This window comes from Cohnella zeiphila (assembly GCF_014212055.1).
GTDB classification, from domain to species: Bacteria; Bacillota; Bacilli; order Paenibacillales; family Paenibacillaceae; genus Cohnella; species Cohnella zeiphila.
The window spans coordinates 159,469-182,332 of record NZ_JACJVO010000028.1 but is presented as its reverse complement, the minus strand read 5'-3'; the positions used below and the strand labels follow the sequence as shown (position 1 = coordinate 182,332).

The window sequence follows — 22,864 nt, the reverse complement described above, 5'->3', positions numbered from 1 at the left end:
GCTTACAGACTGCGGACGATCTCCCCGATTCGCTGCGGAATTTCCTCCTCCAGCTCCGGCCATGTCGCATACAGCTCCGAATCGATCGAATAGCGACGGAACTTCAGGGACGGCCGGAAACGGACGCTTTGCAAATAAGCGTTCACCTTCCGGTCGGTTTCGGCGTCGGCGGCGAAGCGGCCTTCAAACATTGCCGGAACCAGCAAGCCCGCGTTGCCGGCCTCTTCGTAAGAAGCGGAATGCAAATTCGGAATCAGCTCCAGGAAATCGATCGACGGCGCGAACGCATGCTTTCCGGGCTGGGAGTAGATGCGGACATGGGTTCCTTCCAGGTTCCGCTTATCCTTGAACAAGGCTTTGAAGTAGCGGCCGTGGAAGCTGGCTTCGGCGTCGACAACCGATCCGTCGTGACCGACGTACGCCCAGAAGTGCTCCAGTTCGTACAGATGGCCGATGTCGTAGTCGAAATAGATCGCGTATTCGATCGCCAGCTTGACCTCATCCGGATCGAACTCGATCCGGCGTCCCTCCATCGAAGGCGACGGGCCGGGCCGCTCGAACAAGGTTACGCCGATACGGACGGGACGGAACGGTTCATTCTCGTCGAAAAAGATAGCGGGGCTGTAAGTCTCAGCCCATTCTGTCAGAGTCATGGGAGAAGGTCCTTTCGGATTGATTTAGGTGAATATTCGATACGGAACCGCCGTTTTCCCTCTCTGTTCCGCTTCCAGGAGCGCCGACTTTTTCGCCAGCATGAGAGTCAGATGCGCTCCGACCTGCTCCAATTCCTGCTTTTTCCTCTCGATTTCCTCCAGCTTGAGTCGAAGAAGCTCGACCACCCTGGACAGCGGCAGCCCGCTCGCTTCATCCTCCCGGATCACCTGCTTCAACTCCGCCAGCGTGAATCCGACGGCCTGAATCTTCTTGACCGTCAGCAGATGCTCGACGGTCGCTTCGCTGTAATCGCGATAATTGTTTTCACTGCGACGTACGTGACGTTCGTCGAGCAGCCCCTCTTGCTCGTAAAAGCGGATCGTCGGAGCCGTCAAGCCCGTCCTTTGCGCCAACGCATGAATTTTCATAGAAATCTCCTGTTAAAAGGGATTGACCTTCAAGTTCGCTTTACCGTTTATACTTTAACCGTTGAACCTCATGAGGTCAAAAGATTCTTGAAAAAGGAGAAATTGCAGATGAACACGATCCGCGCAGTTGTCGTTGACCCGCAAGTGGAAGGACGTCTTAAGATCGACGCAGTGGAAGCGCCTCGCCCCGCTTTATCGCAAGCTTTGGTCCGCGTTGCGGCCGTCTCGCTCAATCTCGGGGAGGTGCGCGCCGCCGGCCGCGCGGAAGCCGGGTGGCGCCCCGGCTGGGATCTGTCGGGCGTCGTCGCGCAAGCGGCCGCCGACGGTTCGGGGCCGCAGGCCGGGACCCGAGTATTCGGCATGGTTCCTTCCGGCTCGTGGGCGGAAGTTGCGGCCGTTCCGACGGCTCTCTTGGCCGAGATTCCGGACAGGGTGACTTTCGCCCAAGCGGCGACCCTGCCTGTCGCCGGCCTTACCGCGCTGTATGGCATGGAGAAAGGCGGCTTTCTATTAGGCCGTAAAGTGCTGGTTACCGGAGCGTCGGGCGGCGTCGGGCATTTCGCCTGCCAGCTGGCCCGGCAGGCAGGCGCCTACGTCACCGCCCTCGTGTGCCGCGAAGAACGCGCGGCAAGCCTTCGCGAGACCGGGATCGAAAACGTCGTGGCCGGCGAAGATGCCGCTGCGGCCCAGTCGTCGGGGCCTTTCGATTTTATCGTGGATACGCTGGGCGGAGAGGCGCTGGCCGCCGTCACCAAGTATCTCGAACCGGACGGCCGCTGCGTGAATCTCGGAGCCGCCACGCAGCCGGACATGACGCTGCAGGCCCGTCTGGCGTCTATTCCGGAAGGCGTGCTTGTCCTGGAAGGAATGGAACGCCAGACCGGAATCGCGAAAAATCTCGGCCGCTTGGCCGCCATGGTGGCGGAGGGGCGTCTGCATCCGCCGATCGATCGCGAGTCCTCCTGGACCGAGATCGCGGAAGTCGCCCAGAGCCTCCTGAATCGGGGCATCGCCGGCAAAGCGGTGCTGATGATCTCCTGAAGCAGCGGAAAAGCAGCGGCGTGTCCGGACTCGATGCGCGAGTCCCGGCCTGCCGCTGCTTCTTAGGCGATCCATCTTATTTGAAAAACTTGGACAGGTGCTCCGCCGCCTTGACGATGCCTTCGCGCTCGGCCTCAAGCGAGCCCCAGAAACGCTGGTCCTCCAGCTCGATGCTGACCGCTCCCTTATAGCCGATGCGGTCGAGACGGACGGCGACTTTGCCCCAGTCCACTTCTCCGTGTCCCGGAATCGTATAGCGCCACGAGCCTTCCGAGAAGCCGTATTTCGCGCCGAACGTCGCCGGAAGCACGCCGCATTCGTACAGCTCGTCGTGCAGAAGCTCCGTATCCTTGCCGTGGCAATGAACGATCCGGTCGCCGAACTCCGTCAGCGCGCGGACGTAATCGATGCCCAGCCGCACCAGGTGCGAAGGATCGTAATTCAGCCCGAAGTGCTTGGACGGAATCGCTTCGAACATGGCCCGCCACATCTCCGGCGTACAACCGAGCGTCGGATAATGAGGCGCGGGACCCGGCCAGCCTTCGATAGCCATGTACGTGCCGGTCTGCTCCGCATGGCGGACTAGCTCCGGGAACGTCTCCTTCCAGATCGCGAAGCCTTCCTTACGCGGCAACGTGTGGTCTTCCGGCACGAGGCACATGAACAGCACGCTGCCGCCGAGCGCCGAGATGTCGCTCATCAGCCGCTTCGTCGATTCCACCGCGTCGGCGCGCACCGCATCGTCCCGGCTCAGCAGCTTCGCCGTGCCCACGTCGATCGAGCCGATTCCGATGCCGGCCCGTTCGCAAGCTTGTTTGACTTCCGGCGTTAATTGCGGAACGTCCAGTACATCCAATCCGGCCGACGCCGCCCACTCAGCCGTCGCGCCGATTCCTTCCGCCCCGATCTTCGGCGGGATTCGCATTCCGATGCGATACTTCATCTTCCGTCGTCCTCCTACGGTTATACTTGGGCCAGCGGCGAATAGCCGGCCGCCTGATAGATCATTTCCGACAGTTTGACGACTTTGAGCGCGAATTCTCCGGGCACGAGCACTTCGTGGCGGCCGAGGATCGCGTCGATGAAGCTCTTGTCCTGGTTGGTGGTCGCAGGCGGAAGCTCCGGCACGATCGGCTCCTGACGCAGGCGGCGGAGCGTGATCTTTCCGTTGTCGTAGAAAATGCCGCCGTCTTCGCCGCAGAACACGAACGTCTCATGCCAGCAGGGAGAGTAGCCCACCAGGTTCAGTCCGGCGATCGGGCCTTCCGCGAACCGGATGGACGTGAACGTGTCGATCTCCACCGGCGCTCCGTGCATATGAAGCTGAGGCTTGACTTCCACGGGCGTCAGGCCCGTCGTCCAGAGCAGCGCGTCGATGATATGGCTGCCCGAGTCCATCAGGAAGCCGCCGCCGGACAGCGCCGGATCCTGCCGCCAGGAGCCGGGCGTCCCCTGCCGCCATTCCTGGTACAACGACGCCGTGATCGAGGTCAGCTTGCCGATCTCGCCGCCGGCGATGGCGTTCCGTATGTAGAGGAATTCCGGCTGGAAGTGGCGCTGATACGACACCTGCATGATTTTCCCGGCCTGCTTGGCGGTCTGGATGAGCAGCTCCGCTTCCGCCGACGAGCACGTCATCGGCTTCTCGATCAGCACATGCATGCCGCGAGTCAGCACGTCGCGAGCCTGTTGGAAGTGAAGCGTATGCGGAGAGCAGATGACGACCGCATCCAGGTTCCCCTGGTCCAGCATCTCCTTGTAATCCGAGAACTGCGAGACTTCCTTCAGATCGAACTTCTCCGTGAACGTGCTTCGGCTTTTCTCGCTCGTATCCGCGAGCGCGACGATCCGGGCTTCCGGCAGTTCCAGTAGCTGACGGGCATGCCACCCGGCAATGCCTCCCGTTCCGATAAAACCTACGCGAATGTTGCTCATCGGTTCAGCCTCCCAATCGAAATGGCAGTTCGTAACAGTCCCATTATAGGGTTGTAAGCGCATCCGGACAATCCAAATAGCCGCCACCGCGCCGGTTATTCCTACGATTACGCGCCAAAAAAACGGCCGGCAGGTCCGGGGAAACGCGCGCTCTGCCGACGACTAGGCCCTTGTCCTTAGCGTGCAATCAGCCGCATTCGGTTTCTGTGCATCCTTTAATCCGCTTTTTGATCCGCTGGTCCATTTCCCTTCCCCGGCCGTCGCTTATACTTAGTTTGAATGACGTTTTCCCTTTGAAAGGAAGGATGAACTTTTGCACAAAAGCATCATGCTGCTGTCCGTCGCCGCGGCCGGATTCGCCTGGACCGCCTCCTCCATTTGCCCGCCGAGCGCGAGCGCCGCAACCAATTCGGCCGCCTATTCCCGCTCGACCTGGCTGTGGGAAACGCCCCTGATCCGATCGAACGCTTCCGACGTTCTGGCGTTCGCCAAGAACAAAGGATTGAACGAGATTTACTTGCAGATCAACCGGGATCTGAAGCCGGCCGATTATCAGACATTCATTAAAGCCGCAGGCGAGGCCGGCATCAAAGTCGACGCCTTGGACGGGAGGCCTTCCTGGGGCTTCGCCAAGAGCCGGCCGAACATCGAAGCGTGGCTGAACTGGGTGAACGACTATCAGGAGAACGCCGCTCCCGACGAGAAGTTCGCGGGCATCCACGTCGACATCGAGCCGTACGCGACGTCCGCCTGGAGCGCCGGCAGCCCCGGCTTCGTCGAGCAGTGGCAGAACAACGTCCGGTATATCGAAGGCCGAGCCCGCGAAATGAAGCTTCCGGTCCATGCCGATCTTCCGTTCTGGCTGAACGGCTACCGGACGCCGGACGGAACGGAGACGCTGAGCCGCTGGATGATGAGGCATTACGACGCCGTAACCATTCTCGCTTATCGCGACACGGCCGGAGCGATCGCCGAGACGGCGGACAAGGAACTCGAAGAAGCCGCGGATCTGGGCATTCCGGCGATGATCGGCCTGGAGACGCTGCCCAGCAAGGAAGCGGCCTGGATTACATTCAACGGCCGAAGCTTGTCGTACTTGAACGAGCAGATCGGACAGGCCGAGACGCTCCTGAAAGACCGCAACGCGTTTTCCGGCTTCGCCATTCACGAATTTCGTGCCTGGCAGGCGATGAAAGCATAAACGAAGGAGGTTCCGTCTCTAAAGAGGGAACCTCCTTTCTTTTCGTATCCGCGAATCCGATTTACAAGATGTACCTGTTCAAGAAGTCGTTGCGGAATTTGCCTTCGGGATCCCGGCTGAGAACGAGCTGCCGGAAATCGGGCAGCTTCTCGTAAAGCGGCTGCAGCTGTTCCGGCGGCAGGGTGAACAGCTTCGCCCAGTGAGGGCGCGCCCGGAACGGAGCGAGCTCCTTCTCGATCAGCGGCAGCAGCTGCCGGACCGCTTCCCATTCCGGCTTCCACGTAAAGTGGATCGCGACGGACGGCTGCCCGTAGCAAGGGCTCATCCACAGATCGTCCGCGGCGATCGAGCGGATCTCCGAGACGAAAAGCAGCGGCGCGATTCGCTCGCGCAAACGGTCGATCGCGCACAGCGTGTCATATGCGTCCTGCCGCGCCACGAAATATTCGCTCTGCAGCTCTTCCCCGGCGCTCGGGGTAAAATCGAGGCGGAAATGGGACAGCCGCTCATGCCATGGACCGGGAATGCCCAGCTGCTCGTTGCAATTTTCGGCCGGCATGTCCGAGATCGGGTGCATGCGCCGCGTCGCAGCCGCCGCGCCGAAAAACTCGGGAGCCGCCGGAGTCGCCTCCCCGTCCGACACCCGGCGCTTGAGCCAGACTTGGTTGATCGCCGAACGCCGCCAGTCGGTGAACAAGCTCACGCTGTAGGCGCTCGAGAAAATATCGTCCAAGCCGATCTTCAATTGGCTCAGCGGCAAATTCTCATAGACGATCTGACTCACCTCGAATGCGGGGCTCACGTTCAGCGTCAATCGCGCCGCGACGCCCAGCGCGCCAAGACCGACCGCCGCCGCGGCAATATCGCCGTCCCCCTTGTCGCGAGAGTATCGGACGATCTGCCCGTCCGCCTGGATGACCTCCATGGAATGAACCGCCGTCGCCAGATTGCCGTTGCCGTCGCCGGAGCCGTGCGTCGCGGTCGCGCAAGCTCCCGCTACCGAAATATGCGGCAGCGACGCCAGATTGTGAAGAGCATACCCGTGCTCGTGAAGATACGCGCACAGTTCGCCGTACCGGACGCCGCCTTCCACCGTCACCTTGCCGTTCTCGCGATCCAGCGCCACGATGCGATCCAGCTTCCGAAGCGAAATCTGGCTTTGCGCGCTATCGGCGATTTCGTTAAACGAATGCCGCGTCCCGAGCGCTTTGATTCGAACGCTTGCGGCCACGATCTCCTGCGCTTGCTCCACGGTCTCGGGAACGTGGATTTCTTTGGCGCCGTATGTGTAGTTGCCTGCCCAATTGCGGTGTTGATCCATGCTGAGCTCCTTCCCGGACGAATCCGGATTCTCGATGCGAATCGATTTCTCCTTTCAACATTTCGTCAATCCTCGCGGATTTCCTTCCTTCGCCTTCAAGGCAAACGAATATCGTTTTTCTTCAAATACGCCAAGATGGCATGCCGCAGAAAAGTAAGCGTCGCTTCCTTCAAGTCTTCCGAACCCGGCGGCCAATTGGACTCTCGCACGACCGATACGGACATATTTCGGATCTGGGAAGGATCGTTCCCGGTCATCGCCATCATCAGTTCCCACCATTTGGAGGCCAGCCGCTGGCCTTCTGCGCTTTCCGGATCGGTGCCCCGCCGGTACAAGGCGATCAGTTCGTCCGTAAAGCTCTGCACGCTTTGGCGGAATTCTCCCGCGTCGTCCTCGGTCAACCGCTGCGAGAGATTCGCCATCTGTTCTTTGCCGAAATGCCGGGTCAGAAAAGAGAGCGGGTTGCCCGAACGGGTCGCCCTCGTCATGAACAGCAGACGGTCGATGTCCACTTCGTTGCCCAGGCGAACCTCTTCGATCAGCTTGTCCAGCTCGGCGACCGTTTGCTCGATATGGGCGATTTGCTCCGCGAACACTTTCCGCTGCTGCTCGAACGCTTGCGCCAGCTCCTCCGCGGATTCGGTCGGCAACACTTTGTCCCTTATCTCCTCCAGCGAGAAGCCCATGGATTTAAGGAACAAAATTTGCTGCAAGCGAACGACGTCCTTTCTGCCGTACAAGCGCCGTCCGCCTTCGGTATATTCGCTCGGGCTCAGCAGCCCGCACGAGTCGTAATACTGCAAGGTGCGAACCGTCACGCCGCCTCTGCGCGCCAATTCGCCTACCGTGAACTGTTTCTCGCTGCCGCGATCCATGATCTCGCCTCCTGAACCGAGTATATAATGTTACGTAACGTCATGAGCAAGTTTTTATTTTCCCCGGAAAATTGGAAAAAAGCAGCCGCCGCGACCGAAAGAATCGCGGCGGCTGCGCAAAAGGAAGCCGAGAAGATCTAAATGACGTCCGTCAGCTGCATCCGGCTGTGGTTGTCGAGCGACTTCCAGTCCGGAATCTCGCAGCGCTTGCCGTTGATATCGGTCAGAATGATCCGCGCGCCGCCCGGAAATTGCATGAACTCATGCAAGTTGCGCATCGCGATCCTTGTCGGGCCCAGATTCGTCTGCAGTTCCCAGATCCAGAGATCGGACTTCTGCTTCACGCTATCCACGCGCGTCACGCGGGGCAGGAAGTACCGGAACTGCAGCTCTCTTTCCAATTCCCTCGCGCTCTCTTCGTCCAGATCGCGAATGTCCTGCACGATGCCGAGCTCCTCGCCCTTGGGATCGCGGATCGAGAGGTATTGGGTCGTATAAAGAAAGGGAAACGCGCGATACACGACCAGCTCCGGGTACGTTTTCCCGTCAAGGACGCCCTGAAAGACCCCTCCGGGTCCCCTGCTGAAGAAGACCGAATCCGGTTCGATGATCCGAATGTCGTAAAGGTCCGCGCTCATCCGCCCTCCACCCCCTTGATCTTGGACAGCTCCTTCTGGGCGTCGACCAGCTTGCGGTAGGCGCCGCCTTCGACGGCCAGCAGTTCTTCATGCGTGCCGACTTCCACGATCTTGCCTTTGTCCAGCACGACCAGCCGATCCGCATTGCGGAGCGTCGACAGCCGGTGGGCGATGGCGAACGTCGTTCGGCCCTTTACAAGGCGCGAGATCGCCTCTTGAATTTGCCGCTCCGTCTCCGTGTCGACCGAAGCCGTCGCCTCGTCGAGAATGAGAATGCGCGGATCGTGGATGATCGCGCGGGCGATCGACACCCGCTGCTTCTCCCCGCCCGAGAGACGATGGCCGCGCTCTCCCACTCTCGTATCGTAACCGTCCGGCAGCCGGACGATAAAGTCGTGCGCGTTCGCGATCTTGGCCGCCCGCATGATCTCCAAGGGCGTCGCGTCCGGCTTGGAGTAGGCGATGTTCTCCGCGATCGTTCCGTCGAACAGGAACGTCTCCTGCAGCACGACGCCGATCTGCTTGCGCAGGTCGGTCTGGCTGATGCTGCGCAGATCGGTTCCGTCGATGCGGATCCGTCCCTCGTCCGTATCGTAGAATCGGCAGATCAGGTTGATGAACGTCGACTTGCCCGCGCCGGAGTGGCCGACAAGCCCGATCATCTCGCCCGCCTTAACCTGCAGGTTAATGTCCTTCAGAACGGGATGATGCTTCTCGTATCCGTACGAGACGCGCTCGAACGAGACATCGCCCCGAAGCGTGCCGATCGGCTGAGGATTGCGGGCGTCCGGCACGTCGGACGGCGTATCCATGATCTCGAAGACGCGGTCCGCCGAAGAGATGGCGTGGCTCGCCCAGTTGATCATCTGGCTGATCCATTGCAGCGGTCCGAACAGCATGCCGAGGTACGAGATGAGCGCCATCAGCACCCCGAGCTGCAAGTCGCCGCGGATGACCGAATTGCCTCCGTTGTACCAGATGAGCAGCGTTCCGATTCCCGCCACGAAGGAGAACAGCGGAAACATGCCCTGCCACAAGCCTTCGATGCGGATGTTGTTGCGCACGAGCTCCCGGTTCGCCTCGGAGTAGCGGGACATCTCCGTCTTCTCCTGGCCGAACGCCTTGACGACGCGGATGCCCTGCAGCGAATCGCCGACCAGTACGTTCAAGCGGAAAATCGACCGCCACTGCTGATACCAGCGCCGCCCGATCTTCGGCCACAGCGTCAGCGAGACGACGACCATGAACGGCATCGGGATGAGCGCGAACAGAGTAAGCTTCCAATCCAGTCCGAACATGATGACGAAGATCGCGATGACGCGCAGCGTCTCCCCGCTCACCCAGATGACGCCGTCGGTCATGAACTGGCGCATCGCCTCCGAGTCGCTGTTGACCCGGCCGACGAACTGCGACGTCTGGCGCCGGTCGAAGAAGGCGAGCGAGAGCCGCATAAGCGCGCTGTAGATATCGTTGCGAAGATCGCCCATCAGCTTGGAGCCGACCCATACGCCGATCAGGCCGCGGACCGTCTGCATGACGGACATGACGAGGGATGTGCTGCCAAGCCCGACCACGAGCCAGAGCAGCGCCGAGCCCATGTTCTTCGGCGTGAGCACGTCGTCGATCAGCACCTTCGTCAAATACGGAGGAACCATCTCGACGACAGCCGTCACCATGAGCAGGACGATGGCGACCGCCATTTGCGACTTGTACGGCTTCGCATACCGCAGCATGCGGACGAGCGCCTTGCCCTTGCTTTTGCAGATCGGGCAGGATTGCGATCCTTCCGTCAGCGGGTTGCCGCAGTTCGGGCAATACTTCGGGAATTCCTTCTCCGAGACGACCGGCCGCTCTTCGCCCTTCGCCATCGCGGTGAGCAGCTTCGCGGCGAAGCCGAACGCCGGGGACAGCGCCGCCGTGTATCTTGCGACGACGACCGGCCCGGTCTCCGTGTCGGCCAGCAGCGTGCCGCCGCCGATGCCGTTCGCCGCGCGCGCCTCGGTCAGCTCGCTTACGCCGAGCCGGAATATCGATACGCCGTCCGCGCCCCAGAGCGCGACTTCTTGTTCGGTGACGGCAAACCACAGCTCTCCAAAGCGGCCGTCCGGCATTAAATCCGTCTTGACGCTGAATAACGGCTCTCCGGGCATTCGGGCGCGAACCGGTTCCGGGAGCTTACTTGGAATGGGCATGAATTCCTCCGCCGACCATCGGCTGTCTCCGGGTTTTGAACAGAATCTTGCGAATGCTCTCGCCGGTTAGATGGTACCGGCCCTCCAGTTCGGAGATCGTCGCCCCGTCCGCGTGCAACCGGCAGATCTCCTTGTTGCGTTCCGCCAGCAGCTTCCTTGTTCCGCTGACTTCCCCCCAACGGGCGCGCTGCTCGTTTCCTTTCGGAACGTAAACCAGCTCGCCGCTCACGTACTTCTGCAATTCTTTCAACAAACTAGGGGGAAGCACGTCTCTCCCATTTTTGTAGTTCAAGCGGGCCCTCCTTCGTCTCGTACAATACGGCATTCGTCATCGCCAGTACCTCCAGTGCCTTGCTCATGCACTTCTTCCTCCTCTCGTATGGATGAAATTCGTCTTCAAAAAACAAAAACACGAACGCAAGGCTCGTGCTCTTCGCCACCTATTCCATTGCACGGACTTCCACGGGAAACGCTATTCGGTTAGCTTGTTCGCCCCTCTTCAGCTTTCCGCATGTTGAAAATCCCCTTTCCTGGAAACGGTGTACGGTTCCAGTATAACGAAAGCCTTTTCATTCTACAACGCTCTCTTGCGAGATTTATCCAAAACTTTAGGTTAACCCCTCAAAGTGGGGCTTAGCTTCGAAGCTCACTCAGATACTTTGCGGGGACCCCGGGAACTTATAAATTCTTAATGGTTTAAAAAGGAGGCCTTGCGGCCTCCCCCCATAACAGGCGACCTCCGCTAGGCGGAGATCACCTCAGAATGGTTGATCAATGGGATCATCTCCTTTCGCGAAGATTTGTCGGGCCCGACATCTTCATTGTACGACCATGCGGCGGCGGGAGAAAGCGACTAAACGGCTATAATCAAACTTTCCGATTTCATTGGATGGTCAGATTAAAGCCGTTCTGAACGTAATACAGGCTCGGATACGCGACGTTGCTCGTCGTCAGGTTGTTGAACGTGGCGGAGCCGTTGCCCGTGTAGGTAAAGATGGCCGCCCCCGGATGCGGTCCCGAGAAACGCGAGGTGGTCACCCCGTCGAGCCCCGTGCCGTTGATGTTGACGTTGTTGAACACGATGTTGCTGAAGCCGCCGCCGTAACCGAATTGGATCGCGTCCCGCTGGCTGTCGACGATGTCGATGTTCGTGAACGTCACGTTCCGGATGGCGTCGTTGGACGCTTCCAGATCGATCGCCCCGCGTTCGCCGTTGTACAGATCCTTGCTCGTGCCGCAGCGGACGATCGTGTTGTCCGAGAACACGATGCCGGTATTGTTCTGGAAGTGGTAGCCGGGGAACACCGTGTTCATCCGGATGCCGGAGCCGCCGACGCAATCGACGATCACGTTATGGTCCGCCTGATGCCCGCTGCCTCCGAAGAATGCGATGCCGCCGGCGCGCCAGTTGTCCTCGATCGTGTTGTACGAGAACGTATTGCTCACGCCCGCGGGCGCTCCGTTCGTGTCGCTGGTCCAGACGGCCAGAGCGTCGTCCCCGTTGTTGCGCAAGCTGCTGTTGATCACGGTCGAGCGGCTCGTTCCTTGAGCGAAGTTGACGCCGTCGGCCAGGTTGTTGCGGATCCGGCTGTTCTCGATCGTCAGCCCTTCCGCGTGGATCGCCGGGGTATGCCCGTAATCCCCGACCCAGAAGCCGCACTCGAAGTGTTCCACCCAAACGTCGTGAATGACCGAATTCGTTCCGAAATTGTCCATGAACCCTTTGTAAATCGCGTTCTGGCCATAGCGCGACCGCAGGTTCGAGTTCATATAGACGTTGCTGAAGTCGAGCTTGCCCGTAATCCGGAGCGAAATGCCGCCCGATGCCGCGTTCGCGTTCGTAAACTGCAGGTTCGTATACCAGAAGCCTGCGCCGGTGACGGTAAGATTGTTGATCATGCTGCTGACGGAGCCGATCTCCCACATGTTGTTCAGGTTGAACGTTCCGGCGGGAATATACAGCGTTTTGCCGCCTGCGACCGCGGCGTTTACCGCAGCTTTGAATGCGGTGAGGTCGTCCTGCCCGTCATTCGCAACCGCGCCGTAATCCGTCACCGTCACGGAATTGGCCGGACGGGCGACCGCCGCGGGAACCGGCTCGATCTCGAGGAAGTCGACGCCGTACTCCAGGCTGTCGCTGCCGCCCTTCTGAATCCGGATCGTGTCGCCGGGCTGAAGCGGCGTCTCCAGCTTCCAGTGCGTCTCGTCGAACCGGAACAGCGGGCGTCCTCCGCTTGGCGTATCAGCGGGCATGTCGCCCGAGAAATACTGCCAGCTGAAGTAGGAAGTGAGCGACACCGTCTTGACTTTGCTGCCGTTCACGTAGACGTCGAGAGAGCCGTTCAGGCCCATGCCGTCCGACGAATCGGGCATCGTGAAGCGCATCGTGACGCCCGCGCCGCCTTGGCCCGGCTTAACCGTCCATTGCGCATAGGAGCCGTTCGAAGGAAGCGCCGCGTAAAGTTGGCCGGAAGCTTCCGAGGCGGTCAGCGATTGATCGAACGTCGGAGCGGAACGCAAGACGGCGCCGCCCCCTAGCGTGGCGTCCTCCGTATCGTACCGACTGTACGGCACGCTGGCACCGCGAGCCGAATAGACGGTCAGATTCGAGGCGGCGACGTTATTCGCCTGCTTGACGGCCGCTTCGTTCGCATCCGGCGCCACGGCGACGGTAGCCGTGTAGCTGCCGCTTGCCGCCGTCCACGTTCCCGGCAAGGCGACCTGTGCGGAACCGCCCGCCGCGATCGCGCCGCTGTAGGAACCGGTAAACGTCTGGACGGTGGCGCCGGACGCGTTCTTCAGCGCGACCGTCACGCCGTGCGATCCGCCGGACGACGCGATCGTTCCCTGGTTCTTCAAGGTGACGGTGAAAGAAACCGAACTGCCTGCCGTCGGCATGCTTGGCGTCCAGGAGACCGTTCCCGTCAGGTCGGAGCTCTGGATGGGCACGACAACGAGCGAGGTCGGGCTCGCATAGCTGTTGTTCGCCTCGTTCTGCTCGATCACCGCGTTGTTCTCGTCTACTTTTGCGCTCGCCGGGTACGTGCCTTCGGCTCTGGCGGAGACGTTCGCCGACACCGTCGCGGAAGCGCCTGCGGCCAGCGCGCCGACCGACGCCGATCCTACGTTCTCGTTGTTCAAGTAAAAGTTGACGGTCGTGGCCGACGAGCCGGCGTTTCCGTTGTTCTTGACGGTTGCGTTCAGCGTGAGCGCGCTCGTCTCGTCAGGCGAAGACGGCGACCAGGTCATGCCGGTAATCGTCAGATCCGGGTTCGGAGCCGGCGTGCCGAACACCTGGAACTCGGCGACCTGCCCGCCCGGCGCGCCGGTGTTCGCCGTGAAGTTCAAACGTAAGCTCGAAGCGGTCGCCGACACCGGAATCGTCACGGCGTTCCCGGAGTTCGGATCGAACGAGTACTGCTGCGAGGAGACGAGATTGCTGAATGAGGCCGTATCCTGATTATGGCCGAGAACTTGAATCGTCTGCGTGCGCGCCGCCCAGACCGAATTGGGATTCAGCTTCAGCACGACCGACGTCACGTTATAATTCGCTCCGAAATCGAGCGTCAGCGTGCTCGGATTGCCGTTCCCTTCCCAATACGTATTCACGTCGTTATCGTTCGCGTTCGCCGCAACGTACGTGAACGTACTGGAGGAAGCCGAGATCGTTTTGCCGACCGCAATATTGCCGCCCGGAGGAGGTGTCGGCGTTGGCGTTGGCGTTGGTGTCGGTGTTGGCGTCGGTGTTGGGGTTGGCGTCGGTGTTGGCGTCGGTGTTGGCGTCGGCGTCGGCGTCGGCGTCGAACCCGATGTCGCCACCGCAATCTGGTCCAAGTTGACGTTGCCGGAATCGCCCGCATCGTACTTGTAGGCAATCGTATTGCTGCCGGCGTTAAGGTTCAGCGTCTCCGTCTTCGTGCTCCACGCATCCCAGTTCGCCAGGCTGGGCAGCGTCGTCTGGCGGATTTTCGCCCCGTTGACGTATACGCTCACGGTCTTGGCGCTTCCGGACGCGTTGCCGTATTTCAGCGTTACGTCCCGATTGCCCGCCGCGGGAGCGTTCACCGTAAAGGTCGTCGCTGCCCCTTGCGTCCAGTAGCCGTCGACGAAGCCCGTTCCGCTGTAGCCGGAATGGTCGTTGTTCACTTTCGCCCCGCCGGACAACGCGGCGGCTTCAGCCTCGTAAGTGCCCGAAGGCGGCGGCGTCGAAGTATCGCCGTAAATCTCCAGCTCGGACAGCTGCGCCGCCGGCCAGCCCGTGTTGCCCGCAAACGCCAGGCGCACATAGCGCGTGCCGGTCGACGAAAAATCGATCGTGACGGCATTGCCCGACGACGGATCGAATACATACCCCGCCGAGCCGACGATGTCGGCGAACGTCGTTCCGTTCGGGCTGCCTTGCACCGCCAGCGTCTGCGTTCGCGCCCCCCATCCGGCGGGCAGCTTCAGCACGATCCGGTCGATGTTTACGCTCGCGCCCAGATCGACTTGAATCCATTGCGGAAACGCATTGTTCGCGCTCTCCCAGTACGTGGCGGCATTGCCGTCTTTGACATTGTCCGGGGCGTACGTTTGCGATTGGCCGCTTCCGGTGACGACTTTGCCCGGCGTGAGGTTCGGTCCGTCCGCGGAAGCGGGGGCGGATGGGCCGAAGGCCAGGAACAAGCTCGCAACCAGCATCGTAACGATTAGCGGCCATGCGACCATTTTGTTGCGCATCATAATCCTCCTTGGAAAAAGGTTCGTCACGCAGATACCTGTCAAATGAGTAAGTCCAGCAATTGCAATCGCTTACATTTTCCTCCTTTCTGACTTAATAGCCTGATTATAGAAAATTCGTCTCCTCTCCCATAAGAAGCGATTCTACGGAAACTGTAGGCGATTCCAAGGAAAACTCGGTTTATCGGTACCTGACCCTGTCGGTTCCGCGGCCATAAAACGGGAGGGAAACGGTTATCTTATCGGGGAACCTCATTTGGAAGGAGATGCTGCGTGTGAGTACGGAAGATGCGGTATGGGCGGCGTTAGAGGAAGTTATCGATCCAGAGCTGGGGGCGAACATCGTCGATCTTGGGCTGGTGTACGGTTTGAAGGCGGACGAGGGCGGCCGCGTGCGCATCGAGATGACGCTGACGATCCCCGAGTGTCCGCTCGCCGACGAGATCGTCCGGGAAGTCAAGGCAGCCGCCTCGGCCGTTCCCGGCGTCCATGCGGCGGAGGTTGAGCTCGTATGGGAACCGAAATGGACGCCGGACCGAATGAACGATCAGGCCCGGGAAGAGATCCGGGCCCGACACGCAAGCATGACTTGAGTCGAAAATTGACAGTTCCAGCCGTTTCGCTTTCTCCTTGATGAAATCCGCGGTGCGGAGCGCCGGCGACATGACCGTATTCGTCGGATTGCCTCCGCCCGAAGTGACGAATAGGCTGGCGTCGCAGACGAACAGATTGTCGATATCGTGCGTTTGCCCGCACGAGTTGACGACGGAGGAGGCGGGGTCGCTCCCCATGCGGCATCCGCCCATCAGATGGGCGGAATCGGGCACGACAAATTCCGGCTTGCCGCCCTCCGCCTCCATGATGTCGCTCATCTTGCGGATCGCATGATCGATCAGCTTGCGGTCTTTGTCCCGTAGCCGAACGTCACTTTGGCGTGGGGCAGGCCGTACTCGTCCTTTTCCTCCGCCAATGTCACGCGATTGTCCGGATCGGGCTTTATAAAATGCCTTCGATCAGCTTCGCCATGCCGTTCGTGCGGGCGACCGTGGAATTGTCGAGGAAGAGAACGTCCGTGATCCCTTGCCGTTTGACGTAATCGGCCAGTTGACCGTGGAAATACCTCGGATCGATGTAACCGATCGTCTCGAAGTGCGGGATCAGAAACGGAATCAACGCATTCGCGTAGGAATCTTTGACGACCAGGAGCTTCCGGCCGTTCTTGCTGCCGGTCTCGATCTCTCCCGAAGGAAAATCGCCGCCGAGAAAGACGGCGTAGTCCCCGTTGCCCTGCTTGGCGTAGTCCGGGTCGACCGCCCGAAGCTTGATCGTTTTCCCTGTCGTCGTGCGGGCGGTATAAGCATAATCCGCGAAGGGAACGTAATACGCGATCGAATCCGGGCTCTTCCCGAGCCGTTCGCTCTTCGTGGCCTTGTAGTCGCTGCCAAGGAACGGAGAGATCGTCCCCGTTTTATACTGATCCAGAGCGACCGGCTGCTCGTCCATCGTCTCCATCAGCCGGACATAGGCATAGTAGGCGCCGAGCGCCGTCCAGTGATGATCGGTTCGGAAAAACAAATACTCATCCTTGTGCGCTTTCAAGGCGCCGTAAGCGTCTACCTGAACGATCCGGGAATCGAGACGTTCGCCGATATGGGCGAATGCCGCTTGCTGGGAAGCGGACAACCGCTTCAATTCGTCGTTGTCCACGAATTCGGCGGAAGTGGGAGCAAGCAGCGAGTAGACGCGAATTTGCGGGTCCGCCGCTTCCCGGAACCGATTGAGAGCATCCGCGTATTGTTCGGCCGCCGCCGCGGAATAAGTAAACAGGAAGAAGGCGCGATCGCCCAAAATCAAATAGCGGTCGGCATTGACGGAGATCAGGGTCCCCTTCTCCTCTTTGCCGATCGCTTCGCTTCCCGCATCCGCCGGCCGGACGCCGTTACTGTCTCCCGGATCGGAGCGCCCTTCGGCAGTCGACCCGCAGCCGCCGAGAGTTCCGATCAGAAGCAGGAGTATCGCAATGCCGGCCAGACGTTTCAAAACCATATCCCCCTAATTGACATACTTCCCGCAAGACGGAACGGCCAGCTTGTCGAAGTCGCACACCAGCCTTCTCAGGCTTTCGGCCAGCTCTTCTCCCGCGATCGGCATCCCATGTCCGGTGATGGCCCGCGCCGGCTTCAATTCTTCAAGCTTCTTCACCGATTCCCGAGCGGACGCCCAATCGGGCGTAAAATAATGCGGCGGCCCGCTGATTTCCTGTTTTTGCGTGATGACCTTGTAGACCGAATCCTGCCGGACCGTCGTGAACGCATCCCCGGCAATCAAGGAGCGGTCCCTCTCCCGAAAGAGCGAGATATGACCGGGCGTGTGACCCGGCGTATGAACCCATCTCCAATCCGGAAGCATCGGGATCGTGCCGTCCCGCGGCAGCGCCTCCACCCGTCCCGAGAGCCGAACGAGCTCGTTCGGGAACCAGGCCGACATCTTGGCCACCAGGCCGCCTTCCACGGATGAAACGGGCGAATCGTACGCCCGTTGGCCGGTCAAGTATGGCAATTCCGATTCGTGGGCCAGGACGGGAACGCCCCAATATCCGATCAGGTCGACGATCGCGCCGATATGATCGAAATGCCCGTGCGTCAGCACGATGCCCCGCGGCGGACGGCCCGTGCCGAATCGCCGTTCGGCCGCTTCGACGATCATGCCGGCGGAATTCGGCAAGCCTGCGTCTACCAGCACCCAGTCCCCCGTCGCGGGATCGCCCGCGAAGACGACGTTAACGATACGGACCGTATGGCAGATCAAGTCGGGAGCCTCGACAAGCTCCGCTCCTCTGAGTACCGGCGTTAACGGCTCCTCCAGATCGTCGCTCCCGTAACTCAACTCTTGATCCATCGAGGGGCCTCCCTGTGCCGGGATGTGGAATCGCTTTGACAGTATAACCCCTGGAATTGGACGTTTATTCGGCTTCGGTCGATCCAGTCTTAGGCCGATTTCGTTCGATGACCTAATGTAAAAATAAGGGGTGACAGAAGCGATGTCAACATGGCGACGACGATGAGCGCGTCCTCCAGGCTTGGCGGAATGACGCCGAGCCGGATTCCGATGGAGGCGGCGACGACCACCAGCGTCATCCGGGAGGAGAGCAGGAACCCGCCCGCCAGCGCCATTCTCACGCCCAGAGCCCGGAACAGGCCGGCCATCGGCAGAACTTTGACGACGAAAGCGGCTCCCAGCAGCAACGGCACCCATTCGAGCGCGCGCGGCGACGCGAGGAATGCTTGCAGGTTGAACTGGGCGCCGACCATCAGGAAGAAGATCGGAATGATGAATCCGTAGCCGATGCCTTCAAGCTGCTGACGCACGGGGTGATGCTCCTGCATCCGGAAGCCGGCGAGCAGCAGACCGGCCAGAAAGGCGCCCAGAATCGGCTCCGCGCCAGTCAAATCCGTCAGAATGCCGTACAGGCCCAGCACGGCGAACACCGCCTGCAGCTTGAACGACGGCTCCGGGACTCCGTCTCCCCGCCAGGCCCGTGTCCGCCGAAGCCGGACGAACGCCTGGTAGCAGATGACGATCAGCGGCAGCAGCAGACCGACGGAAGCTTGGCGCCAGCTGAATCCGGCCCGATAGAATCCGGAGACGACCGAGAGCAGGAGCATCGTGATCAGATCCGCGATAAAGGCGGCCGTCAGCAGCGTTTGGCCGTACGGGCTGCGAATCATCCCGAATTCCCGCAGCACGGGCATGACGATGCCGAGCGAAGTGGTGGAAAGGATGAGCATCATCATCCACGCGTGAATGGACGGATCGATCTGCTGCATGCGCAGGCCCAGCAAGTAGGACAGCCCCGCGCTCCCGCCGAAGGCCAGCAGGCCGAGAACGACCGGGTGCCTTAACAGGTTCGCTCCCTTCCGGATGCGAAGCAGATCAAGGTCGATCTCCAGTCCGGATAGGAACATGAGATAGAACAAGCCGAGGCTGCTCATGCCGTGCAGCCAGGCCGCATGGCCGTCTTGCAGTTCGAGCAGCCCGCTGCTCTGCAGGAACATGCCGAGAAAGATGTAGGCGAGAATCGACGGAATGCGAATCCACCGAATTCTCGTCACGATCGCTTGCACCGGAAATACGAGCAGCAGCACCCAGAACAGGGGCGAAAGCGAGCCCTCCCAGTCCATCCGAATCCCCCCGTTCTTCTTACTCCTTTCCTTATATGTATCGGTTTGTCCGCACCGTTATGACTTCGGCGCCTTCCGCCGGCCTTCGCCCCCCGGACGCGGGGGAATCTCCAGCTCCAGAAAGTCGGCGGCGGCCAAGATATCGGGAAAAATCGCCCGGCCGTCGGCCGCGAGCCGGTCGATCGCCTCATCATCGTAGCGGGCGCTGAAGTGCGTGACGGCCAGCCTGCGCGCACGCGCCCGGGACGCCGTCTCCGCCGCCTGAAGAACGGTCGAATGCCCGTAGGAAGCGGCCTTCTCTTCCATTCCCGCGCCGAACGTCGCTTCATGAACGAGCAGATCCGCGTTCTTCGCCAGCCGAACCGCCTCCTCGCACGGTCTCGTATCGCCTAGGATCGTCACGATGCGTCCCTCGGCTCCCGGCCCGACCGCCTCGGAGGCGAGAACTTTCCGGCCGTCCGGCAATTCCACGTCCTCCCCCCGCTTGAGCTTGCCGTACAAGGGGCCGGGTTCGACTCCGTTCTCGGCCAGCCAAGCGGAATTCAAGGAGCCGGGCCTCGGAGCTTCCGTGACCCGGTAGCCGAAAACGCGTACCCGGTGCTGCAGCTCGCCCGCTTCGACGGCGAACCGTTCGTCGTCCAGCGCGATCGGACCGGGTTCGATCTCGTGGATCTCCAGCTCGTAATCGAGATGAAGCTCGCTCTGCGTCAGCGCGCACTCTACGAAGCCTCTCAAACCCGGCGGACCGTACAGCCGAAGCTTGCCCGAGCCTTCATGGAACGTGCGGCTGCTGATCAGACCCGGCAATCCGTACAGGTGATCGCCGTGCAAATGCGTGATGAAGATCCGGTCCAGCCGGCTTAGCTTCAGCTTCGCCCGCTGCAGCTGGTGCTGCGTTCCCTCCCCCGCGTCGAACAGCCAGAAACGCCCTCCCGCCTGCGGCAGGAGCAGCGCGATCGACGTCACATTGCGGCGCAGGGTCGGGCGCCCGGCGCCCGTTCCCAGAAAGATGAGTTTCAAAGTTCGCCTCCGCTGCAAATTGCCGATATCCGCGATTCGGCAGAATAAGGGTATTATGCCTGAACCGACGGCGTTCATCCGCCCGGCGCCGAGTTTACCTCCCTGCGTTTACGGCAAGGATGAGTCTGTACGAAATGACGCTTCGTAGGAGGAACAGCCGTGCGCCAGAAGCTCTCCTTTTTGCAAATCTCCTTGATCTTTATCCTCTCGATCGGACTGATGAATCACGTGGTCGTCATTCCGGTTCTTCTGGACGTATCCCGCAGAGACGCCTGGCTGTCCGTTCTGCTGGCTTCGCTGCTGTTCCTGCCGGTCTTCGCCATGATCGCTTTCATTATTCAGAGAACGGGGAGCGACGGCTCCATTCTGCAATGGCTGCGCATCCGGTACGGCAAGCTGTTGTCCGTTCCCGTCGCGGCGCTGCTGGCCCCGCTTCTCCTGCTGTCCGCCTACGTGACGGGCAAAGATATGAACATCTGGTTCACTTACGCGTTCCTCCCCCAGACGCCGACCGTTATCCTCGCCGTAACCTTTTTAGGCCTGGCCTGTTACTTGGCGATTCAAGGCATTCGTTCGATTGCGTTTACTTCCGCGGTTCTGCTGCCGCCGGTCGTTCTGTTCGGGGATTTCGTCATGACGTTCAACTTCTCCCGGAAAGATTATGCGCTGCTGATGCCGTTATTCGAATACGGATCCAAGCCGATGTGGGAAGGCGTCTTGTACATCGGCTCGGGATTTCTCGAATTGACCTTCTTCCTTCTCCTCCAACCACATCTGACCGACAGGATCACCAAACGAGGCATGATCGTGCTCGGCCTGATCCTGGCCGGCTTGACCATCGGTCCGACGACGGGGGCGCTCGCGGAATTCGGTCCCATCGAAGGCAGCCTGCTGCGGTTTCCGGCGTTCGAGGAGTGGAGAATCGTCAAGATCGGCAATTACGTCGAGCACGTGGATTTTCTGTCCATCTTCCAATGGATGAGCGGAGCGTTCGTGCGCATCAGCCTGGCGCTTTACTTGCTGACGGAAATATTCGGCAGGGGAAAAGTCTGGCTGACCGTCTCGCTCGCCGGCTTGCTGGCGGTCGGCATTTCGATTCGGTTCTCGGATCCTGCGTTCGTCCAATTCATCAAGACGGTTTATTTTCCGATTCATTTTTATGCGCTGCTCGGACTGGTGGTCGTCCTGTACTTTTTGGTTCTGCTGACGAAACCGAACGAAAGGCGGGCTTCCCATGCGTCTTGAAGAGTTAAAGGAACTGTTCGATCGCTGCGACGACGTTCAGTTCTATCGCCAGCCCTTCCCGGAATCGCAGGACGCGACGCTTGTCTATTGCCGTTCGCTAAGCGATCAGCAGCTGATCAACGAGCTGGTGCTGCCGGAGCTTCAGAACGCCTATGCCGTCACCCGCTTCTCCGAGATCGGCGCCGTCCGCGCCGCGATCGGCGCGTTGACCGAACCTGCGGAGGATCTGGATTCCGTCGGCCGCGCCGTTTTCCGAGGATGCGTCATCGTGTATTTCGAGCATCTGAACGCGGCGCTCGGCATGTCGATCGAACGGATTCCGAACCGGCAGACCGAAGAGTCGAACATGGACGTCTCGATTCGCGGACCGAAGGACGGGCTCGTCGAGGATCTGCATATCAACGTCGGCTTGATCCGCAAGCGGCTTCCCACTCCCGCTCTCGGAATGGAAGAATTCGCGGTCGGCCGGAATAGCCGGACGAGAGTCGGACTGCTCTATCTGAAGGGAAAAATCCAACTCGCGACTTTAAACGAGATTCGTTCCCGGCTCGCCGAGGTCGGTCCGAAGCTGGAGGAACTGACGAGCGCGGCTCAGTTGGAAGAATCGATCTCGGACCATCCCTACAGCCTGTTCCCGCTGACGGTTTATACGGGACGCGGTGATTTTATCGCGGCTTGCCTGAACAAAGGCCGGTTCGCCATTCTGATCGACGGAGTGCCGGGCGCGATGATCGCCCCCTCTACGCTGTTCCTTCTGCTCAAGACGCCGGAGGACACCCACTTCAGCTTCATCACCGCCAACTTCGGACAAGTTCTGCGCCTGTTCAGTCTGCTGCTGTCGGCGTTTCTTCCTTCCTTCTTCATCGCTTTGATCGGGTATCATCAGGACCAGATTCCGTTCCCGCTTTTGTCCACGATCGTCTTGACGCGGCTGGGCATCCCGCTTTCCGGGCCGATGGAGATGTTTCTGATCCTATTCTTCCTCGAGCTGTTCAAAGAAGCCGGATACCGCCTGCCTTCCTTGATCGGTCAAACGCTGACCGTGGTCGGCGGGCTCATCATCGGAGACGCGGCCGTTCGATCGGGACTCATCTCGCCGGGCCTCGTCGTGGTCGGCGCCATCTCGATCGTAGCGGGCTCGACCCTGATCAGCCAGACGCTGACCGGAACGGTCGGCGTGCTGCGCTACTTCTCGCTGCTGTTCGCTTCCTTTCTCGGCATGTACGGCTTCATGCTGTCGGTCCTTTTCCTCGTCGTCTATTTGTCGGGATTGACGTCGTTCGGGGTTCCCTTCCTGGCGCCGGTCACTACGCTGACGGCGAAGGACGTCTGGCACGCCTTTTGGACGGTACCTCGAAAGCTTGGCGGTTTCGTGCCGATATATTTGCGAAGAAACAACAAAGGATAGATGCCC

At 60.3% G+C, this 22,864-nt stretch carries 19 protein-coding genes and 1 pseudogene; 5 read left to right on the top strand and 15 right to left on the bottom strand.

Translation table 11 applies throughout. The features are described from left to right. Window positions 1-2 precede the first annotated feature (2 nt). Together H7C18_RS22510 and H7C18_RS22505 are read right to left on the bottom strand one after the other, a co-directional pair. Window positions 3-653: a hypothetical protein gene (locus H7C18_RS22510; protein WP_185131353.1), complete on the bottom strand. Its 651-nt coding sequence runs from the start codon at window positions 651-653 to the stop codon at window positions 3-5. 24 nt (window positions 654-677) lie between these two features. After that, the gene (locus tag H7C18_RS22505; RefSeq protein WP_185131352.1) at window positions 678-1,082 is read right to left on the bottom strand and encodes a MerR family transcriptional regulator; all 405 of its coding nucleotides are present in this window, start codon (window positions 1,080-1,082) and stop codon (window positions 678-680) included. Window positions 1,083-1,190: 108 nt separating this feature from the next. Here H7C18_RS22505 and H7C18_RS22500 point away from each other — a divergent pair, with 108 nt between their 5' ends. Then, window positions 1,191-2,123: a zinc-binding dehydrogenase gene (locus tag H7C18_RS22500; protein WP_185131351.1), complete on the top strand. Its 933-nt coding sequence runs from the start codon at window positions 1,191-1,193 to the stop codon at window positions 2,121-2,123. A 76-nt stretch (window positions 2,124-2,199) separates the two neighbouring features. Here the strand turns inward: H7C18_RS22500 and H7C18_RS22495 are convergent, their stop codons facing one another. Together H7C18_RS22495 and H7C18_RS22490 are read right to left on the bottom strand one after the other, a co-directional pair. Beyond that, entirely contained in the window at window positions 2,200-3,066 is an 867-nt protein-coding gene (locus H7C18_RS22495; protein ID WP_185131350.1) for a sugar phosphate isomerase/epimerase family protein, read from the bottom strand. A 20-nt stretch (window positions 3,067-3,086) separates the two neighbouring features. Beyond that, window positions 3,087-4,058 (bottom strand): Gfo/Idh/MocA family protein, encoded by a 972-nt coding sequence (locus H7C18_RS22490; protein ID WP_185131349.1) that lies wholly within the window; start codon window positions 4,056-4,058, stop codon window positions 3,087-3,089. Window positions 4,059-4,371: 313 nt separating this feature from the next. Between H7C18_RS22490 and H7C18_RS22485 the strand changes: the two genes are divergently transcribed. Further along, window positions 4,372-5,259, top strand: a complete 888-nt coding sequence (locus tag H7C18_RS22485) for a hypothetical protein (protein WP_185131348.1) — start codon at window positions 4,372-4,374, stop codon at window positions 5,257-5,259. 61 nt (window positions 5,260-5,320) lie between these two features. Here H7C18_RS22485 and H7C18_RS22480 read toward each other — a convergent pair whose 3' ends face one another. The 6 genes from H7C18_RS22480 to H7C18_RS22455 all read right to left on the bottom strand — a co-directional run bounded on the left by H7C18_RS22480 (window position 5,321) and on the right by H7C18_RS22455 (window position 15,004). Beyond that, on the bottom strand, window positions 5,321-6,580 hold the full coding sequence (locus H7C18_RS22480) for an FAD-binding protein (protein ID WP_185131347.1): 1,260 nt from the start codon (window positions 6,578-6,580) through the stop codon (window positions 5,321-5,323). A gap of 95 nt (window positions 6,581-6,675) precedes the next feature. Continuing rightward, window positions 6,676-7,455 carry a MerR family transcriptional regulator gene (locus tag H7C18_RS22475; RefSeq protein WP_185131346.1) on the bottom strand — a complete coding sequence of 260 codons (780 nt, stop codon included), beginning with the start codon at window positions 7,453-7,455 and terminating at the stop codon, window positions 6,676-6,678. A gap of 137 nt (window positions 7,456-7,592) precedes the next feature. Further along, window positions 7,593-8,093 carry a DUF1854 domain-containing protein gene (locus H7C18_RS22470; RefSeq protein WP_185131345.1) on the bottom strand — a complete coding sequence of 167 codons (501 nt, stop codon included), beginning with the start codon at window positions 8,091-8,093 and terminating at the stop codon, window positions 7,593-7,595. Beyond that, on the bottom strand, window positions 8,090-10,285 hold the full coding sequence (locus H7C18_RS22465; RefSeq protein ID WP_185131344.1) for an ABC transporter transmembrane domain-containing protein: 2,196 nt from the start codon (window positions 10,283-10,285) through the stop codon (window positions 8,090-8,092). Before H7C18_RS22465 ends, H7C18_RS22470 begins: the two co-directional genes overlap by 4 nt. Continuing rightward, window positions 10,269-10,577 carry a CD3324 family protein gene (locus H7C18_RS22460; protein WP_185131343.1) on the bottom strand — a complete coding sequence of 103 codons (309 nt, stop codon included), beginning with the start codon at window positions 10,575-10,577 and terminating at the stop codon, window positions 10,269-10,271. Before H7C18_RS22460 ends, H7C18_RS22465 begins: the two co-directional genes overlap by 17 nt. Window positions 10,578-11,167: 590 nt before the next feature. After that, complete coding sequence (locus tag H7C18_RS22455; protein ID WP_185131342.1) at window positions 11,168-15,004, bottom strand: CARDB domain-containing protein; 3,837 nt, start codon at window positions 15,002-15,004, stop codon at window positions 11,168-11,170. 275 nt (window positions 15,005-15,279) lie between these two features. Between H7C18_RS22455 and H7C18_RS22450 the strand changes: the two genes are divergently transcribed. Next, entirely contained in the window at window positions 15,280-15,597 is a 318-nt protein-coding gene (locus H7C18_RS22450; protein WP_337913885.1) for a metal-sulfur cluster assembly factor, read from the top strand. Between the two features lie 12 nt (window positions 15,598-15,609). On the opposite strand, the pseudogene H7C18_RS22445 reads toward H7C18_RS22450, so the two are convergent. The 5 genes and pseudogenes from H7C18_RS22445 to rnz form a co-directional block, all read right to left on the bottom strand. Next, a pseudogene (locus H7C18_RS22445) lies at window positions 15,610-16,004 on the bottom strand (GMC oxidoreductase); the annotation flags it as partial. Beyond that, window positions 16,001-17,050 (bottom strand): DHHW family protein, encoded by a 1,050-nt coding sequence (locus H7C18_RS22440; RefSeq protein WP_238357879.1) that lies wholly within the window; start codon window positions 17,048-17,050, stop codon window positions 16,001-16,003. The pseudogene H7C18_RS22445 and the gene H7C18_RS22440, both read right to left, overlap by 4 nt. A 6-nt stretch (window positions 17,051-17,056) precedes the next feature. Then, on the bottom strand, window positions 17,057-17,902 hold the full coding sequence (locus H7C18_RS22435; protein WP_185131339.1) for an MBL fold metallo-hydrolase: 846 nt from the start codon (window positions 17,900-17,902) through the stop codon (window positions 17,057-17,059). 89 nt (window positions 17,903-17,991) lie between these two features. Continuing rightward, entirely contained in the window at window positions 17,992-19,185 is a 1,194-nt protein-coding gene (locus tag H7C18_RS22430; RefSeq protein WP_185131338.1) for a cation:proton antiporter, read from the bottom strand. A gap of 57 nt (window positions 19,186-19,242) precedes the next feature. After that, window positions 19,243-20,205 (bottom strand): ribonuclease Z, encoded by a 963-nt coding sequence (rnz, locus tag H7C18_RS22425; RefSeq protein WP_185131337.1) that lies wholly within the window; start codon window positions 20,203-20,205, stop codon window positions 19,243-19,245. Between the two features lie 159 nt (window positions 20,206-20,364). On the opposite strand from rnz, the gene H7C18_RS22420 reads away from it, so the two are divergent. Together H7C18_RS22420 and H7C18_RS22415 are read left to right on the top strand one after the other, a co-directional pair. After that, complete coding sequence (locus H7C18_RS22420; protein ID WP_185131336.1) at window positions 20,365-21,450, top strand: endospore germination permease; 1,086 nt, start codon at window positions 20,365-20,367, stop codon at window positions 21,448-21,450. Next, complete coding sequence (locus H7C18_RS22415; RefSeq protein ID WP_185131335.1) at window positions 21,440-22,858, top strand: spore germination protein; 1,419 nt, start codon at window positions 21,440-21,442, stop codon at window positions 22,856-22,858. The genes H7C18_RS22420 and H7C18_RS22415 overlap by 11 nt, the downstream gene beginning before the upstream one ends. Window positions 22,859-22,864 lie beyond the last annotated feature (6 nt).